Below are 16940 nucleotides of genomic sequence, written 5' to 3' on the forward strand. Positions count from 1 at the left end.
CGATGTTTTCTGGTTTTCGATATACTGTTTTACTGCTTCCAGCGGGGCACCGCCAACGGTAGATACAAAATAGCTGTTTGTCCAGAGCGTCGGCATTTTCGTTTTGAGATAGGGAAATTCCTGTCTTAAAATTCTGGACGTATAGCCTTTGAACGATTTTACAGCTTTGTGGATTCCAAACTGAGGATCTACTTCCAGCAGCATATAAACATGGTCTGGCATGATCTCCATTTCCAGAATGTCTACAGAACGATTTGCAGCATACTCTGTGAGCAGCTCCTTCAGCCGGACATCTACACCGTTCGTTAATACTTTTCGTCTATATTTGGGGCACCATACTACATGGTATTTACAGGAATAGACGACATTATTGTTTGATTTATATGTTGTGTTCATGTTTGTATTATACAATGTTTTATCAATTAACACAATTGTTATTTTGTCCATCTTCAATTACTTGCGTAAATTCGATGGACGCGTCTTATATATCCCCATAGCTGAAGCAAGGGGTTTTACGACGCATTGGATAAGCAAAATTTCCACTCATCGAGTGGAAATTTTACAATACCTAAACTACTTCTTGAATTTATATTTTCCTTTTCCGTGACCGGATACTGGTTCAATAATATCTGCCTGCACCAAATTGGAAAGATGTTTTGAAGCACCTGATGATCATTGTTTTCATCAGATTATTATCGCTTGTAAAAGAAGATTTATAATCTACAATCTTTGCAAAAAAATTATCACTTAATCTCTGTAAACAAGCCACTCTGCATCAGAGCAAATACCGATGCAGAACCAACAAAGCCACAGCCTATCATTACTGCTTTTTTTGAATTAATCACTTTCTTCTTCGTAATAATCTCATCTCCTTAATAATTCTCTTCATGTACTTCAAAATAGCTCTGTGGATGATTACATACCGGACATACTTCAGGCGCCTTAGTTCCTACCACAATATGTCCGCAGTTACGGCATTCCCATACCTTAACTTCGCTCTTTTCAAATACCTGTGAAGTTTCAATATTCTTAAGAAGTGCACGATATCTTTCCTCATGGTGCTTCTCAATCTCACCTACTGCCCTGAATTTTGCTGCAAGCTCAGGGAATCCTTCTTCCTCAGCTGTTTTAGCAAAGCCATCATACATATCTGTCCACTCATAATTTTCGCCTTCTGCCGCTGCCACCAGGTTTTCCTTTGTATCACCAATTCCTGCTAATTCCTTGAACCACATCTTTGCATGTTCTTTCTCATTATCTGCAGTCTTTAAAAACAATGCTGACATCTGCTCGTAACCTTCCTTTTTCGCTACAGAAGCAAAATAGGTATACTTATTTCTTGCCTGTGATTCCCCTGCAAATGCCTCCTGTAAATTCTTCTCTGTCTGTGTTCCTGCATATTTGTTTGCTGCCATCTCTTTTACCTCCGTTTTCTTTACTACTTTTTCAAAATCTGATGCCGGGTGCTTGCACAAAGGACATATAAAGTCATCTGGTAATTCCTCGCCTACATATTCATATCCGCAAATTCTGCAACGCCATATTGTCTGACCGTCCTCTGTTTTTCCAACCTCCTGTGGCTTAGGCTTAATATTATTCTGATAATAATCATATGTTACTGAAGGAACATTGCTTAAAACTTCCATATCGGTTATCTCACCGATAAACATCGTATGTGAACCCAAGTCCTCTGTTTTAGTAACTGTCACAGAAATGTATGCATTTGTACCTTCTGTAATATAATAAATACCATTTGTGCCCCTGGCACACTGCTCAAAGGCTTCAAACTTATTGGTATCTCTTCCTGATTGGAAGCCAAAATGTTTAAACAATTCAAATTGTGCCTTCTGACTTAAGACTGATACAGTAAATTTTCCGGTTCTTTGAATCATATCATGCGTATAATTTGCCTTATTTACCCAGATACTTAACTGGTTTGGTTCCGAAGCTGCCTGAATGGCTGTATTAATGATGCATCCGTTATCTTTTTCTGCTTCTTTAGCGGTCAATATAAACAGTCCATAACTCAACTTATACATTGCTTTCCTATCCATGCTGTTCCTCCTTTACCTTCTCCCTGCATTTCGGGCAAATGCCTTTAAATGAAATATCATAATCCACAAATTCAATTCCATGAGTGTTATGAATTCTTTCCAGCAAATCCGGTATTTGATCCATATCCACATCAAAAATTTCACCGCACTTTATACATCTTACATGGTAATGATTTTTCAATGTAAAATCAAATCGGTTCGGTCCATTCGGAACTTCAACCTTTCTTAATGCACCTTCCTCTACCAATATATCAAGATTTCTATATACCGTTCCTTTTCCAATTGTTGGATATGCTTCTTTTATAAATTCATACACTTCATTCGCCGTAACGTGTCTTCTCATTTCGTATACGGTATTTCTTACGAGATCTTTTTGAATGGTATTTCTCCTACTTGTCATTCGTCCTCCTTATTAGGATTAGTTCTTAATAAGGATTATATACCACCATCATCCTGCTGTCAATAAAAATAGTAATAATTCTCATTATTATAAAAACTGTCAAACTGAGCATCTTTTACCTGAATAACTATTTTATTTTGCGTTCAAATACATATTCTGAATCTGAAGATAAATCAGACCTAAACGAATATCCGAGTCTATCAAATTTCTGAATCTCCACCGGATTTTCAATATTATTTTCCGCTATGAATCTGACCATTTCACCCCGAGCCATCTTGGCATAGGTACCTTTTGTTACCAATTTATCTCCGGATAACTCACAAAATACAATCGTAATATATCTGTCCTGTGATGTCAGATACTTTTCTATACATTTTGAGTATTCTTTTGATGCAAGATTAATGATAATCCTCCTGTCATCGATTATTGAGCGGTATAACAATTCTCCCCAGTACTCATACAGATTTTTTGCATCTCCAATTCCAACCTTTGCCTGCATTTCAAGACGATAAGGAGTCACACCATCCATTGGTTTTAAAATGCCATAAAACGCAGACAAGATTCTTAAATGATTTTGCAAATACTCAAACTGCTGGATTTCAAACACAGATGGTGCCATATATTGAAATGCAATCCCTTCATATGCTAAAACAGCCGGAGTAAGCCTGTTATAAAGATCCATATTTTCCAATCTGTTAAAGTTCTGCTCTGCAATCTTGTCATTACATTTCCAGATAGCTTTCAGTTCTTCTTTTGATTTGCTTTTCATCCAGTTTAATACTTCTGCTGTCTTATCAATATAGACAGGCAGTTCAACCGGTGCTAAGTTATCGGTATCTACAATCATCTTTTTTGCAGGTGATAAAATAATCTTCATTATGCCAATTCCTTAAGCATATTTTCAGGATCATCTGCCGCCTTGACTTTATCATTTGCCTTTATAATGATTCCCTGCTCATCAATAAGATATGTAGTTCTTACTACACCCATAGATACTTTTCCATAATTTTTCTTTTCTTTCCAGACATCATATGCTTCAATAACTTTACGCTCCGGATCTGCTAATAGCGTAAATGCCAGTCCGTATTTTTCTTCAAATCTCTTGTGAGACGCTACAGAGTCCTTGCTTACTCCGAGAATAACAGCTCCCTTCTCAGTAAACTGTGGATAACGCTCAGAAAAGCCACATGCCTGCTTCGTACATCCTGGTGTATTATCCTTTGGATAAAAATATAAGATCACTTTTTTTCCTGCATAATCGCTTAATTTATGCATTTCTCCATTCTGATCCGGCAATTCAAAGTCCGGTGCTTTTTTTCCTAACTCTAACATTTACTATTCCTCCGCTTTTGTATTTTCCACCTGTTTTCTTATTCTTTTATTACCTGAAATCATTTTATGTCCCGTATACATAGACATGATCATACATATAAGAGTGCTACACGCAAAATACCTATGACCTGATTTGGATCCTTTATATCCAGTATAAAAAGTTCCAATCATAGTAATTAACGCTCCGATTGACCAATACTTATGTGCTTTCATTTTATACCTCCAAATTGATTAAGCTGTTTCCAAAATAAATATCTCTGGATCATTAACAATATTATACATTCCATCCATTACTTTTGACAAGCAGGGAAAGAAAAATACTCAATCCAAATACAAAAGGATGTATCACGATAACTCTTGCATTACCTTGACGCATCCTTTCGTGTTGTATTTTTTTATTCTTCTTTTCATTATTTTTTAATTTACAGATACCCTGCGTCATTGTTCCCCTTTGGCAGAATGTATACCAGGTTCGTGGCTTATATGCCTTAGACACTGTGCTGTTTGGCTCATAAACCTCAACCTCCTTGTGCTTAGAGTATATGAAATTTTAGCTTTATCTTGTAAGTTTGCGAATATCCGTATAAACAAAAAAGCCCTTTGAGAAAAGGATTTTTCCTCTCTCAAAGGGCAAGTTGGCAAACAGGAAGTTTTGCATACGTTATTCTTCTAATATTTTTGTAGGGTTCGCATAGAAAAAGTGTTACAGACTTTTTCTCACAGTCTCCAATCCCATGTAACCATCACCAGTGTTAAAACCTTTCATTGCCAACTCCTCCATTTCTTTGAATTTTATGATTTAATCTTCTTTGACGGTTACAGTGTATATCAATAGGTGGGGTATAAAAATCCCTGCTCTTTTATACTGCTATCCTTCTAAGACAAAAGGCCCAGAATACTTTTTCCTGAGCCTTTCCATCCTGTTGTTTTCAATTATAGATAAAGCTATTATGCAACATTCTGATTCTCATCATCTAGTTGAGGTAAATCTTCATCGCTACCAATTGCTTTTAAACCTAACATTGTTACCGTCACTCCCAAAGCTAATGTTACAACTCCCCCAATCGTCTTGAACACTCGCTCATGAAATTTCTGCTGCTGTAAATATAATTCCGTTATTTTATCAGCTTCTTCCATCATTTTTTCAGAAAATTCCCTTCTTTCCTCCTCTGTTAAGTTTTCTTGTTCCAGCTGATTTGCGAAGGTCTCAAGAACATACTGATGTGCATGAACTGCTTGTTCATATTCTTCTTTATTTGTTTCTAAAATTGTTTTGCATAACTGTGTATAATTTTCTATTGCTGATTCCACAAACTCTACATATACTGGGAACTGCTTTATTATTTCAAGCGCCACTTCCTTTTCCATATATGGAATCATAGATGTAAACTCCATCACTTTATCCTTTGTTAAATTTCGAAATGATTCAATTTTTAACGCTTTTTTTACAGCTTCTTCTGAATGATATCTTTTTCTTATTTTCTTTTCCATGATTATGTTCCTACTTTGCTTCTTTGCGAATGGTGCCAATTTTTTTGTCACTTCTGGTATCTCTTCCATTTTTGTTTCTAATAGTCCCCGGTGGAAGACCATGCTTCTTTTCAAATGTTCCTACTCTACAATCACTTCTAGTTTTCCTCATGTTTTTTCTTCCTTTCATAATTCCGTATCAACAATGCACTTGTTGTTTACTGATGCTTCAAGTATAATAAAATCTATAAAGAAAATACACGCACAGCATGTGGACTTAACACCTGATAATTCTCATGTTCGGCGATATACGGGGAGGTTATTCTCATGGGGAAACAATCTACAAGAGAAAATAAAACAATTTATCAGATTTGCCGGGAAGAAGCCGGTCTTACCAGATTAGAAGCCAGCGAAAAAATGACTGCTGTTTCTGATTCTAAAATTGAAAAATTTGAATATGAAATGCAGGAACCTACACCTTATGATATTATCCAGATGGCAGACGCTTACGGGCGACCAGATCTCTGCAATTATTACTGCTCTCATAAATGCGAAATCGGTCACCGTTATGTCCCGGAAGTCGAAGTTTCTGACTTGTCCAATATAATCCTGGAAACCATTGCCAGTCTGAATGAGATTAATCCTCTTACCACACGTCTGATCCAGATTGCCCGTGACGGTAAGATCAGTGATGATGAGATCAAGGATTTTGCTTTTATCAGCAACAAACTGGATGAAATTTCTCTGGCAATAGATTCTCTGAATCTCTGGGTTGATAAAACAGCCGGAGAGCAGGGACTAAACATCGAATTGCTCAGAGAAGAAAAAAAGAAACAGAAATAAGTATGAAAAAACAAGGCAGCGAACCTATTTATGGTTCACTGCCTCTTTCCTTTACATATGCTGTAACTGGTTTATGATGTATTCCGTTCTGCGGATAGCTTCTTCCACCTGATGTCTGGCATTATTGATTCGATCCTGCACCATCCAATCCACAACAAATCCATCAAAAAAATAATCTGCAAAGGATAAGAAGTCTCCAGTATTGATGTTTAAATTACAAGCCACGTTCACATCATTTAATTCCCTACTGAAATTACGAAGATCATATTTCGCCTGTTCCATATTTTGTCTTGCCTGATCCATCTTGGAGTGTTTCAACATCGTAGAAAAGAATCCACCGCCAAACATATCCACCAAGCCCCAATTCTTTGCACTGTTCAGGTTCTCTTTTGCTGTCCGAAGACTACTTAACGCACGTTGTCCTGCTTCAATCGCTTCTCGTTTCTCTTTTTCTATATCATATCCCATAATTTCTTCCCTCCTCGTATTTTTATGAGTTAGATGATATAAGTGCAATGATTCCGCCGATGATCAACAATGGAAGTGCAATATAAATCAGTCCGCCAACAACCATTCCTATCAAAATCACCGGGAAAAATACAACTGTACAGAGCAGCTTTAAGATTCCCCAGGATGCTTTTACACCAAATATAAAAAATTTTCCAATAAACCAAATCATGCATATAGCAAATAATAACGATAACATATTCTACTCCTTCTGACTCCTGTTATGATTTGAATCATTCATTTTTTTGATTGTTTACTTGATATAAACTCAGATGTATTTCTCACACCGATTTTACTACTGAATTCTGGGTTCTTCTCTATTTTTTCAATCATCCGAATTATCCTTATTCTCTGTGCTGTATCCATCTGCTCACCTCATTCTAACAGTTCTGCCTTTTGATATTGTCAGTATAACCGGATAACTTTTCAAAATATATACCTAATACAAAGAATTGAACATATGTAATTCTCAATTTTCGAGGAATAGTTGTTCCTCCTGTTCTTTCATCAAAATTCTTCATCACGGAATGCTTCCAGATATTCATCAATAAGATCCAAATTAACTAACACAATTCGTTTGACATGGTATACTGCTCTGGCATCTTTCGCTAACTGTTAGAGTATATGAAGTTTTGGCTTTATCTTGTAGTTTGCGAATATCCGTATAAATGAAAAGTCTAATCCCCCAGCTATGCTGGGGGATTAGACTTTTCATTTAGCTTGTTTCTTGACTACTCAGGAAAAATATTTCTACCCTCGCCCCACCTGTATTTTCAGAATTTGAAAGTTTAATACCTCCACCATATTTTTCAGCCACAGTTTTTGCAAAAAATAGTCCCATTCCATAATGGCTTCGCCATTTCTACTTGTGTCATCCATAAAAAACTGCTCTGTGCCATGCAATAATGCTTCTTTTGTAAATCCTGATCCGCTATCCTCCACAATGAATGTCAGCCGGCCATCCTGCTCCTTTGCGTCAATATAAATGATTCCATTTTCTTTTGTATGCTCCACTGCATTCTGAATCACATTCATTACGGCTCGGAACATTGGATCATAAGCAATCGTTACCTTTTTATCACTTTGTCCCGCCTTCCAATCTATTTTCTGGTGATAGATTTCTACCAGTCCGAGTGCCTGTTCCTTTATATCTGCGAAAAAATCTTCTAACCTCACCGTTGTATAGGTAACATCACTGCAATTCCATGATTTTGTGACATCTATCAACTGTTTTACATAACTTTGTATCTGTGTTGTGCCGTTCAAAACATAAGTGATATTATTCTTCTGTTCTGTGGTCAGTTCAGTCTCTGAAAGTAGTTCTGCATTTCCCCGTACAATCGTAAGAGGTGTTTTAATATCATGCGCCAAAGCAGACATCTGTTGTTTCTTTTCCTGCTCTGTTTTCCACTGCTTTTCTAAAGATTCTCGCAATGCATCTCGCATATCATCGATTGCCGATAAACAGTCATCAAACTCTTTGATACCGGAACAGGATGTCTCATATTCCAGATTTTGATCCTTTATTTGTCTGATTGCGTCTAATACAGGCTGCATCTGCTTTTTGATTCTTTTTCCAAAACGTATGGACGGAATGATGATAATCGCTACCGCTCCAATCACTGACATAATACTCATCACATTCTGTGGTCCTATAAAATGCTCCCTCAAAAAAGCTGAATGATATTGAGGTGTCAGGCGATATTGCAATACAACATATTCATTTTCCCTTACAATTACTTTATAAAAATATTTCCCGGATGCGTTTCCGTACTTTGCAACATTCCATGCTATCTGTTCGTATTGTTCTGACAGATCTCCACCTATTTTCTCTCCATTCTCTGAAAAGATTACATAATCACAAAGTGCGGGAATCATCTCAGCAGTCACTTTATCTGCACGTAGAATCGTATCATATGCTTCATTAATCTTTTGCTCTGCATAATTTGCCGGATAAATACAGCCCACACTAATCAAAAGGCACAGCAGCAGATAAGCAACAATCACCAAACCAACTAATGATCCAAGCATGACCAGTACATATCTCATAAAAATCCTGCTGAGTGCATTGCTTCTCTTTACTCTTCCCATTTATATCCAATCCCCCAGACTGTTTTTATCGGCATATAATCATAATCCGCAAATTTTGCTCTTATATTTTTGATATGCGTGATTATAGTACTGTCATTACTCTCATTGTCAAAGCCAAAGACCGCTTCCAATATCTGTTCCTTCGAGAAAACCTGTCCTCTGTTTTTAGCCAGAAATTCACAGATTTCGTACTCTGCTTTCGTAAACGGAAGTTCTTTATCATCCATCAACAGTTTCTTTTGAGACATCTGAATGCAGACTCTCCCTAAAACCATCCGGACAGAATGTTCCCTGTGCTCTCTTCTAAGATGTGCATTGATCCTTGCCCGAAGTTCCATCACTCCAAATGGCTTTGAAATATAATCATCTGCTCCTAAAGAAAGTCCGTTTACCAGACTGTTTTCCTCCGTTTTTGCCGTAAGAAACAAAATCGGACAATCCACAAGTGCCCTGATTCTTTTGCATAATTCGAAGCCATCAATTCCAGGCATCATAATGTCCAGTAAAATCAGGTCATAACGATGTAATTCTTCCATATTAATTTTTAGTGGATTACTTACTTTGGTAACCAGATGTCCATCCTTATTCAAAATGCTTTCTATCATTTCCAAAATTGCCGGTTCATCATCAACTGCCAGTATTTTTGCCATAGTTTCCCTCGATTCTATTCCGATATTCTGTTTCCTTCCCAGTGGTTTACCCACCAAAAATAGTATACCATACTAATCCCTGTAAATATTAAGCAACCTGGTATGAATGACAACCATTCACCTACACTAGTTTCTCCCAATATAGATTGCAGATAAGTATATGGTACTCTACCCGTCCAGCAGACAAATACATATTTCCACACATAATCTCCAAGTCCGGTAAGCATCAATGCACTAATTAGTCCTGATATAATCCCTGCTCCAATGGATACCCCTTTTCCAAACTGAAAAGCCAGAATCAGCTGCCACAGATAAAGTGGAACACTGCTTCCCCACAGCAGCAATGCTGCAAATATACATCCTTTCATGATTTCGATATCGCTTGATGCGATTCTTCCAAATCCAATTCCGAATATGATTGCTGTCAATAGGATAGAGCACAGACACAAAACCAGTAGCATCAACAGTTTCGATAAAAATGCTGCAGGTTTATCCGATAAAGACAACAGATTTTGAAAATCACCTGCATTTTGTTCCTGTTCCATCACACTTGCTGTAAAAATTCCAATAAGTACCGGAAGTCCTGCTCCTATTGCCTGATAAAATGCAATCACTTTCATATTTTCATTCCATGGTGAAAAAAAGTAATATATTAAAAATATAACGCTGGTTATAATCGGAATCAGTAAGTGTGCCAGAATCACAGATGTTCCTTTCATCTTTCGCAAGTCTGCATTAAGAGATCTTCCAATCATCTTATTTCACCTCTCTTCTCTCAAACCATTTCAAAAACAGAACCGTTACAAAAACAAACCAGATGATTGAGAGACACATTCCCGGAACAATGACTCCCGTATCCAAAAGAGGATTCCCTGCTTCTGCGGCAAGTCCATTTGGTAAAACATGAAGCAACGGGCACATCATTCGCATAGGGATTGCAGAAACAAGTACATACCAGATTCTGGTTTGTGATATTACCACACCGCTGACGGTAATAAACAGGCAGACGAACAGGTTTACAATCATTCCAAATCGTTCACTTAAAAATAAAGCTACCGGAATCTCCCATAACTCAGAAACCGTCAGAAACAATACTGCAATCAACGCTCCTCCAACTGGAACATGTGTCGTTAGAAGAAAGCCTCCAAGCGTTGCTCCTGCAAACACAATCACATTAGAAAACAAAATCATGTACCCAATATAAATAATTTTCCCCAGCACCAATTTTCTTCTGTCTGTGGGAATAGTCATTAAATGATAGTATTTTATCTTTTTCTCCTGCGCCACAGAAAGATAACAAAATAGAGCAATCATCCCCGGCAGCAAAAGTGTATACCACCAGTTCCAAACACTTTCTGCATAAGCATTTGTCATCCCAAGAGTAAATATAAATGCCATGACAAATGTAAGAAGAGGAAATCCCCAGATAAACTTTTTTCGCATGGTTCTTTTGGCTTTTTGATGTTCTGCTTTTATAATATTAACCATGGATTTCACCTGCTTTCTGGTTTTTTCTTACCACATTCATAAACAAATCTTCAAGATTATCTCCCTGCTTTAATGCTCCTTCGTATCCTAAGATTCCACCTGAAATAATCCCGACTTTATCTGCAAGTAACTGTACCTCTGAGAGAATATGACTGGAGAGAATTACAGTGATTCCCTGTTCCGGAAAAGACCGGATCAGCTCTCGTAATTCCTCGATTCCTATTGGATCTAATCCATTCGTAGGTTCATCCAATATCAAAAGTTCCGGTTCTCCAAGCAATGCCATTGCAATGCCTAGTCTTTGCTTCATTCCCAAAGAAAACTGTCCTGCTTTCTTCTTTCCGGTGTTTGTAAGTGATACAATCTGCAAGACCTCATCAATTCTGTTTTCATCTGTACCAAGCAATAATTGTCTTACCTTCAAATTCTCTCTGGCGGAAAGATTTTCATAAATAGGCGGATTCTCAATTAACGCTCCTATTTTTGATAAATCTTTCCTATCCCAAAGTTTTCCATCAAAGTAAATCTTTCCTGCAGTGGGTTTCATCATACCAGTCAACATTTTCAATGTGGTAGATTTTCCCGCACCATTCGGTCCAAGCAGTCCATAAATCTGTTTCTTTTCTATATTAAGTGAAACATTATTTACCGCTTTCTGCTTTCTAAAATATTTACACAAATTTTGTGTCTGCAACATCATTTCCATCTTTACTATCCTTCCTTCCATATTTCATTTCTTACTGAAATATAACCTAACAGAAAGAAATAAAGATTTGATGAAGATTGCTAAATAATTCGTCTACTCTATTTTTATTCTCGTATGGAATAAACCATCAATTGAATATCATTATCAGAACTCGGCTTTCCACTGAAATCAGCAAAGCTGTTACAAATACGAAGTCCTAATTTACCGAATATCTCCGTGATTTCATCCAAACTATATAACCTTATAGGATTTCCTTCTTTCATTTCAGGCTTATAAAGTGCTTCTCCATACATATAGTCTACCTGCCCATCAATTCAAGTGCTTCATCTATCTTAATGATGACGAATATGGCAGAGTAATACAATCACTTATCCGTTTAAAGAACAGCCTGATAGCACAAGGCAGATATACCGACGGGGTTGACAATGTTCTCTGCAAGGTAATGTCAGCCAAGAAAAGAAAGCTCAAAATCAAATATTTCTGAATAAGAAAAGAGACCGCCTACACGATGTAAGCGGTCTTTGATTATTGTAGAGTAAGTCCGACAAACTTGAATTTTCAAATTAGTCTTTACAAATAACCTTTGAACCTTCACCATCAATTACAATTCCCTGACGGTTGTTAATTGGGCATAGATTCAAATCCGAAAACTCAGTCATTATTTTCTCGGTAACTTTCTTAAATGGTGCTGTAAGATAATGCGGAAGAACATAGAAATCAATCAAATCAAGCCCTGCATCATCTTCTTGTGAGTAGTCCTCCGGCTTTTCATCCATTTGCTCGATATATTGGATGCTTGGAGCGCATATAATCGCACCTGCCGATTCACCAATCATCAGTTTTCCCTTTGCCAATTCTTTCTTCAACAGCTCATCCGTTCCCGTTTTACGGAGCTGGTCTATAAGGAAAAAAGAATTTCCGCCGGTAAAATATATCACATCCGCATCTTCAAAAACAGACTGTATCGTTGAATAAGCCTCCGTTGAAATATCAATTTCAGTTACGATTGCTCCCAACTTTTTGAATAATTTTCGAGCCGAGCCGACATAACCGGTGTAGCCTTCACGCAGCGAAGCTGTTGGAATAAATGCGACTTTTTTATTTTCAATTTCTTCCTTTATCAGACTTCCTACACTTGAAAAGTGCGAACATAAAAATAGGTTCATCAATATTCTCCTTTATAAATTGCGATTTGCAAGGAACAATTCCTTGTCCCCTACACCATAATTACTATGTATTTGCATCTACAAACTAGAAGTTGTTTATTAAACCTTTTTAACCTTAACCAACAACATCATAGGTCTACGCATTTCATTACACATTCCCGGCATACCCATCATATCTGCCGGAGGCATTGCTTCCTCAATAGCCTCAATTTGAAAACCACATTTTATAAGTGGATTCAATATCTGCGTTAATGTGTGGTGCTGTTTAATTACTCGTTGACCAAGAAAATTGGTTTCTCTTTCGCCTGGGTAATAGTAATTGTCGATTGGCCAATATTTAGGTTTCCCATTTTCATCATAAATCCAATCCTCATTAACACCTGCGGTGAAAGTCGGATGTTCAATATTGAATAGGAAATACCCACCTACTTTTAATGTGCAATACACCTTTTGATAAACATTAGCTAAATTTTCGATATAGTGCAGTACCAGGTTAGAAACAACTAGGTCATAAGTATTTTCAGGATAAATGTATTCTTCAACACCGCAAACTTTATACTTGATTTTGTCATCAGAGTTATCAGCTACTGCTTTTGCAATCATTTTTTGACTACTATCAATACCAAGAATTTCAGTAGCTCCCATTTGTGCGGCATATTTGCAATGCCAACCGTAACCACATCCTAAATCCAAAACTTTTTTTCCCTGTAATTTAGGGAATAACGGTTGCAACTGATGCCACTCTCCAGCAGCTTTCAGACCATCTTTGCTTCTTCCCATTTCCGCATATGCGGCAAAAATTCACTATTATCGTAAATATTTCTCATTGATAATTACCTCCACAACTTCCTATTTCTCAGTTTCAAAAACTTGAAGTTGTTAATTGCAGTCTCAGAACAGCGATCAGTTCTTCGCCGTCCATTTCACCGGTTTCTTCGAAACCGAAAGAGCGATACATCTGACGGGCAACTGCATTATCGGGTTCATATGATAGCCAACAGTATTCCGCTTCTCCACAAGGCATAGATTTTATGAACTCTAATGCAAGGCTGACCGCTTCTTTTCCGTACCCTCTGTTTTGATATGCCTTATCGATCATAAGACGCCACAGATTATAGTTTCCCTTTGCAATTTCAGGTGCATCCGTCCAATAATCATCAACATCAAAACCAATCATCAGGAAGCCTACAGGCTTATCCTCATCATATATACCAAACGGGAATGCATGACCGTTTCCCGTAATTGCAGTATACGCTTCAATGATGCTGATCTCATTGGTGGCAACGAAGTCTTCTGCGATTTCGATACCGTCAGTTTCAGGATATCCCAGACATTATTACCATTTACTTTTTCTAAATGAAGCATATATCTTTACCTCGCTAAATATCGATTTGCATTTCCATTCATTTTAGAAAATGGGCAACTCCGATTGGAATTGCCCACCCATTGCACTAATTATGCGATTTTCCCTTGCTTGCACCGATTTCTGCATCAATTGATGTAAGTTTAATGTAAATCGCTGTTTTTTTAGTTTTTTATCAAATGAAGTACGTCCCGTCTATTTGGTAAAACGGTACATCTTTACATCATCTTAATAGAGCTTAGCACCTGCTGGGATTCTGTCATTTACCATCAGAAGGTTCAGTCCCTCGTGACCATCTTCCTCGTGTACTGCTGAAATCAGCATACCCTCGGAATCAATTCCCATCATCTTTCTCGGTGGCAGGTTCACGATAGCGATTGCTGTCTTACCAACCAGTTCTTCCGGCTCGTAATACTCGTGAATACCACTTAAAATCACGCGATCCTTGCGTTCTCCGTCATCCAGTACAAACTTCAGAAGCTTCTTGGATTTCGGAACTGCTTCACACTCAAGAATCTTAACTGCACGGAAATCAGATTTTGCAAATGTATCGAAATCAACCATTTCTTCAAAGATTGGTTCAATCTTCACATTGGAGAAATCAACCTTCTCAGCTACTTTTGTCTCTGCCGGAGCTGCTGCACCAGACTGAGCTGCGTTGTTTGCTTCGTTCTTAGCAGCGCCCTGTGATTTCATTGTCGGGAAGAGCAGCACGTCTCTGATTGCCTCAGCTCCTGTCAGAAGCATACACATACGGTCAATGCCGAATCCAATACCACCGGTCGGCGGCATACCGATCTCCAATGCGTTCATAAAGTCTTCATCTGTTGTATTGGCTTCATCATCGCCCTGTGCAAGCAGTTCTTCCTGGGCTTTAAAACGTTCTCTCTGGTCGATCGGATCGTTCAGCTCAGAATAAGCATTTGCCATCTCCCAACCATTCATGAAGAACTCGAAGCGCTCTACATATTCCGGATTTTCTGGCTTTTTCTTCGTCAGCGGCGAGATCTCAACCGGGTGGTCCATAACGAACGTCGGCTGAAGCAGATGCTCCTCTACAAACTCCTCAAAGAAGAGATTCAGGATATCACCTTTTTTATGTCTCTCTTCAAACTCAATATGATGCTCTTTTGCAAGTTCTCTTGCCTGCTCCAGAGTCTCAACTTCATTCCAGTCAACGCCTGCGTATTTCTTCACTGCGTCAACCATTGTGATACGCTCGAACGGCTTACCGAGATCCATCGGGATTCCTTTGTATACGATCTGTGTCGTTCCGAGCACTTCCTGTGCGACAAAACGATACAGGTTCTCTGTCAGATCCATCATGCCGTGGTAATCTGTAAATGCCTGGTAAAGCTCCATCAGAGTGAACTCCGGGTTATGTCTTGTATCAAGACCCTCATTACGGAATACACGTCCGATCTCATATACCTTCTCGAGTCCTCCGACGATCAGTCTCTTCAGATACAGCTCCAGGGAAATACGAAGCTTCAGATCTTCGTTCAGGGCATTGAAATGTGTCTCGAACGGTCTTGCTGCTGCTCCACCTGCGTTCTGTACAAGCATTGGAGTCTCAACTTCCATGAATCCTTCTCCGCTTAAGTACTTGCGGATCGCACTGAGAATCTTGGAACGCTTGATAAAGGTATCTTTAGACTCTGCATTCATGATCAGGTCTACATATCTCTGACGGTAACGGGTATCTACATCTGTCAGACCGTGGAACTTCTCCGGGAGGATCTGTAAGCTCTTGGAGAGGAGTGTCACTTTCTCTGCATGGATAGAAATCTCACCTGTTCTTGTTCTGAAAGCAAATCCTTCCACTCCGAAGATATCACCGATATCCGATTTTTTAAAATCAGCGTAAGACTCTGTTCCGATCGCATCTCTTGCAACGTATACCTGGATGTTTCCCTGTAAATCCTGAATGTTGCAGAAAGATGCCTTGCCCATGACTCTCTTAAACATCATACGTCCTGCAATTGCCACATGGATCGGGCTTGCGTCCATGATATTTCTTCTCTCTTCGTAATCCTTTTTAAGAGCTTCTTTCGCCTGCTCCTCATCCATTCCCTCTACGTTCGGCTCCTGGCGGTCTTTTAACAGCTCACTCTCATGTGCCTCGTAAAGACCTTTCACCTCAAGCGAATGATGTGTCTGATCGAACTTTGTAATCTGGAACGGGTCTCTTCCGTTCTGCTGCAGCTCTGCAAGTTTCTCGCGGCGAACCTTCAGTAAGTGGTTAATATCCTGTTCCTGTGTCTGCTGTGCCAATCTCTTCACTCCCTTTTCTTTGTATTTTTTAGATATTTCTCTGGATAGAAAGTACTTTGTACTGCATAATTCCGGCCGGTGTTTCTACATCGACAATATCATCCTTGTGCGCGCCGATCAGAGCTTTTCCTACCGGAGACTCGTTGGAAATTTTTCCTTCCAGGCTGTTTGCTTCGGTGGAGCCAACGATCTGGAACTCGATTTCCTCGTCATACTCCAGATCCAGTACGTCTACTTTACATCCGATATTGATCTTATCGGAATCTACTTCGTCCTCAACAACAACCTCTGCGTTTTTCAGGATTTTTTCGATCTCTTCAATTCTTGCCTCGATATCACGCTGCTCATCTTTTGCTGCATCGTACTCGGCGTTCTCGGAAAGGTCTCCCTGCTCTCTTGCTTCTTTGATTTTACCGGCAATCTCTCTACGTTTGTTTACTTTGAGGTCATGAAGCTCGTCCTCCAGTTTTTTCAGGCCGGCATAGGTAAGAATCGTTTTTTTCTGTTCCATTTTATACACCCTTTCTATCGTTTCTGTATCCAGTCATATCTGATTTTATTCTGTAAACTCTCCGGAAATGCGCTGTATTTTCAGT

20 protein-coding genes and 4 pseudogenes are annotated in these 16940 nt (G+C 38.6%); 1 reads left to right on the top strand and 23 read right to left on the bottom strand.

Translation table 11 applies throughout. The features are described 5' to 3' along the window. From tnpA to DWZ60_RS14080, 9 genes and pseudogenes are all read right to left on the bottom strand, one after another. A partial coding sequence (gene tnpA, locus DWZ60_RS14045; protein WP_119221917.1) for an IS200/IS605 family transposase occupies positions 1 to 396 on the bottom strand: 396 nt, incomplete at its 3' end. Between the two features lie 353 nt (positions 397 to 749). Further along, a pseudogene (locus DWZ60_RS21300) lies at positions 750 to 845 on the bottom strand (L-lactate dehydrogenase); the annotation flags it as partial. A gap of 27 nt (positions 846 to 872) precedes the next feature. Continuing rightward, positions 873 to 1415 carry a rubrerythrin gene (gene rbr / locus DWZ60_RS20940; RefSeq protein WP_005426680.1) on the bottom strand — a complete coding sequence of 181 codons (543 nt, stop codon included), beginning with the start codon at positions 1413 to 1415 and terminating at the stop codon, positions 873 to 875. 18 nt (positions 1416 to 1433) lie between these two features. After that, positions 1434 to 2054, bottom strand: a pseudogene (locus DWZ60_RS20945) (flavin reductase); the annotation flags it as partial. Beyond that, on the bottom strand, positions 2047 to 2454 hold the full coding sequence (locus tag DWZ60_RS14055; protein ID WP_055225693.1) for a Fur family transcriptional regulator: 408 nt from the start codon (positions 2452 to 2454) through the stop codon (positions 2047 to 2049). The gene DWZ60_RS14055 and the pseudogene DWZ60_RS20945, both read right to left, overlap by 8 nt. 127 nt (positions 2455 to 2581) lie before the next feature. After that, positions 2582 to 3331, bottom strand: coding sequence for a peroxide stress protein YaaA (gene yaaA / locus DWZ60_RS14060; RefSeq protein WP_055267392.1), 750 nt, complete (start codon positions 3329 to 3331; stop codon positions 2582 to 2584). Beyond that, positions 3331 to 3786 carry a thioredoxin-dependent thiol peroxidase gene (gene bcp, locus DWZ60_RS14065; RefSeq protein WP_021737556.1) on the bottom strand — a complete coding sequence of 152 codons (456 nt, stop codon included), beginning with the start codon at positions 3784 to 3786 and terminating at the stop codon, positions 3331 to 3333. Before bcp ends, yaaA begins: the two co-directional genes overlap by 1 nt. 3 nt (positions 3787 to 3789) lie before the next feature. After that, positions 3790 to 3999 carry a DUF6219 family protein gene (locus tag DWZ60_RS18360; protein WP_118595572.1) on the bottom strand — a complete coding sequence of 70 codons (210 nt, stop codon included), beginning with the start codon at positions 3997 to 3999 and terminating at the stop codon, positions 3790 to 3792. A 735-nt stretch (positions 4000 to 4734) separates the two neighbouring features. After that, positions 4735 to 5391, bottom strand: a complete 657-nt coding sequence (locus DWZ60_RS14080) for a hypothetical protein (RefSeq protein WP_172680796.1) — start codon at positions 5389 to 5391, stop codon at positions 4735 to 4737. Between the two features lie 192 nt (positions 5392 to 5583). On the opposite strand from DWZ60_RS14080, the gene DWZ60_RS14085 reads away from it, so the two are divergent. Then, the gene (locus DWZ60_RS14085; RefSeq protein WP_055182202.1) at positions 5584 to 6099 is read left to right on the top strand and encodes a helix-turn-helix domain-containing protein; all 516 of its coding nucleotides are present in this window, start codon (positions 5584 to 5586) and stop codon (positions 6097 to 6099) included. 51 nt (positions 6100 to 6150) lie between these two features. On the opposite strand, the gene DWZ60_RS14090 is transcribed toward DWZ60_RS14085, so the two are convergent. The 14 genes and pseudogenes from DWZ60_RS14090 to greA all read right to left on the bottom strand — a co-directional run bounded on the left by DWZ60_RS14090 (position 6151) and on the right by greA (position 16855). Further along, positions 6151 to 6567, bottom strand: coding sequence for a hypothetical protein (locus DWZ60_RS14090; RefSeq protein ID WP_055225697.1), 417 nt, complete (start codon positions 6565 to 6567; stop codon positions 6151 to 6153). A gap of 22 nt (positions 6568 to 6589) precedes the next feature. Beyond that, positions 6590 to 6805, bottom strand: a complete 216-nt coding sequence (locus DWZ60_RS14095) for a hypothetical protein (protein WP_055221652.1) — start codon at positions 6803 to 6805, stop codon at positions 6590 to 6592. Between the two features lie 308 nt (positions 6806 to 7113). Then, a pseudogene (locus DWZ60_RS18365) lies at positions 7114 to 7209 on the bottom strand (DUF6462 family protein); the annotation flags it as partial. 112 nt (positions 7210 to 7321) lie between these two features. Further along, a pseudogene (locus DWZ60_RS14100) lies at positions 7322 to 8697 on the bottom strand (sensor histidine kinase). Beyond that, positions 8685 to 9347 carry a response regulator transcription factor gene (locus DWZ60_RS14105; RefSeq protein ID WP_015512795.1) on the bottom strand — a complete coding sequence of 221 codons (663 nt, stop codon included), beginning with the start codon at positions 9345 to 9347 and terminating at the stop codon, positions 8685 to 8687. The pseudogene DWZ60_RS14100 and the gene DWZ60_RS14105 overlap by 13 nt, the downstream one beginning before the upstream one ends. A gap of 14 nt (positions 9348 to 9361) precedes the next feature. Then, positions 9362 to 10102 carry a lantibiotic immunity ABC transporter MutG family permease subunit gene (locus tag DWZ60_RS14110; protein WP_119221902.1) on the bottom strand — a complete coding sequence of 247 codons (741 nt, stop codon included), beginning with the start codon at positions 10100 to 10102 and terminating at the stop codon, positions 9362 to 9364. A gap of 1 nt (position 10103) precedes the next feature. Further along, positions 10104 to 10835 carry a lantibiotic immunity ABC transporter MutE/EpiE family permease subunit gene (locus tag DWZ60_RS14115; RefSeq protein WP_118085451.1) on the bottom strand — a complete coding sequence of 244 codons (732 nt, stop codon included), beginning with the start codon at positions 10833 to 10835 and terminating at the stop codon, positions 10104 to 10106. Continuing rightward, positions 10828 to 11541 carry a lantibiotic protection ABC transporter ATP-binding protein gene (locus DWZ60_RS14120; RefSeq protein ID WP_055225704.1) on the bottom strand — a complete coding sequence of 238 codons (714 nt, stop codon included), beginning with the start codon at positions 11539 to 11541 and terminating at the stop codon, positions 10828 to 10830. Before DWZ60_RS14120 ends, DWZ60_RS14115 begins: the two co-directional genes overlap by 8 nt. 104 nt (positions 11542 to 11645) lie before the next feature. Further along, positions 11646 to 11834 (bottom strand): hypothetical protein, encoded by a 189-nt coding sequence (locus DWZ60_RS14125; RefSeq protein ID WP_055040005.1) that lies wholly within the window; start codon positions 11832 to 11834, stop codon positions 11646 to 11648. A gap of 270 nt (positions 11835 to 12104) precedes the next feature. After that, on the bottom strand, positions 12105 to 12707 hold the full coding sequence (locus DWZ60_RS14135) for a Type 1 glutamine amidotransferase-like domain-containing protein (RefSeq protein ID WP_055225706.1): 603 nt from the start codon (positions 12705 to 12707) through the stop codon (positions 12105 to 12107). Between the two features lie 99 nt (positions 12708 to 12806). Then, the gene (locus DWZ60_RS14140) at positions 12807 to 13487 is read right to left on the bottom strand and encodes a class I SAM-dependent methyltransferase (protein WP_119221904.1); all 681 of its coding nucleotides are present in this window, start codon (positions 13485 to 13487) and stop codon (positions 12807 to 12809) included. Positions 13488 to 13569: 82 nt separating this feature from the next. Next, positions 13570 to 14037, bottom strand: a complete 468-nt coding sequence (locus tag DWZ60_RS14145) for a GNAT family N-acetyltransferase (protein WP_330422355.1) — start codon at positions 14035 to 14037, stop codon at positions 13570 to 13572. Between the two features lie 261 nt (positions 14038 to 14298). Continuing rightward, entirely contained in the window at positions 14299 to 16344 is a 2046-nt protein-coding gene (lysS, locus tag DWZ60_RS14150; protein ID WP_119221906.1) for a lysine--tRNA ligase, read from the bottom strand. A gap of 28 nt (positions 16345 to 16372) precedes the next feature. Beyond that, a complete protein-coding gene (greA, locus tag DWZ60_RS14155) occupies positions 16373 to 16855 on the bottom strand; it encodes a transcription elongation factor GreA (protein WP_022461080.1) in 483 nt (160 codons plus the stop codon). Between the last annotated feature and the right edge of the window lie 85 nt (positions 16856 to 16940).

Origin of the sequence: Blautia sp. AF34-10, from assembly GCF_003477865.1 — a bacterium.
Taxonomy (GTDB): Bacteria; Bacillota; Clostridia; order Lachnospirales; family Lachnospiraceae; genus Fusicatenibacter; species Fusicatenibacter saccharivorans.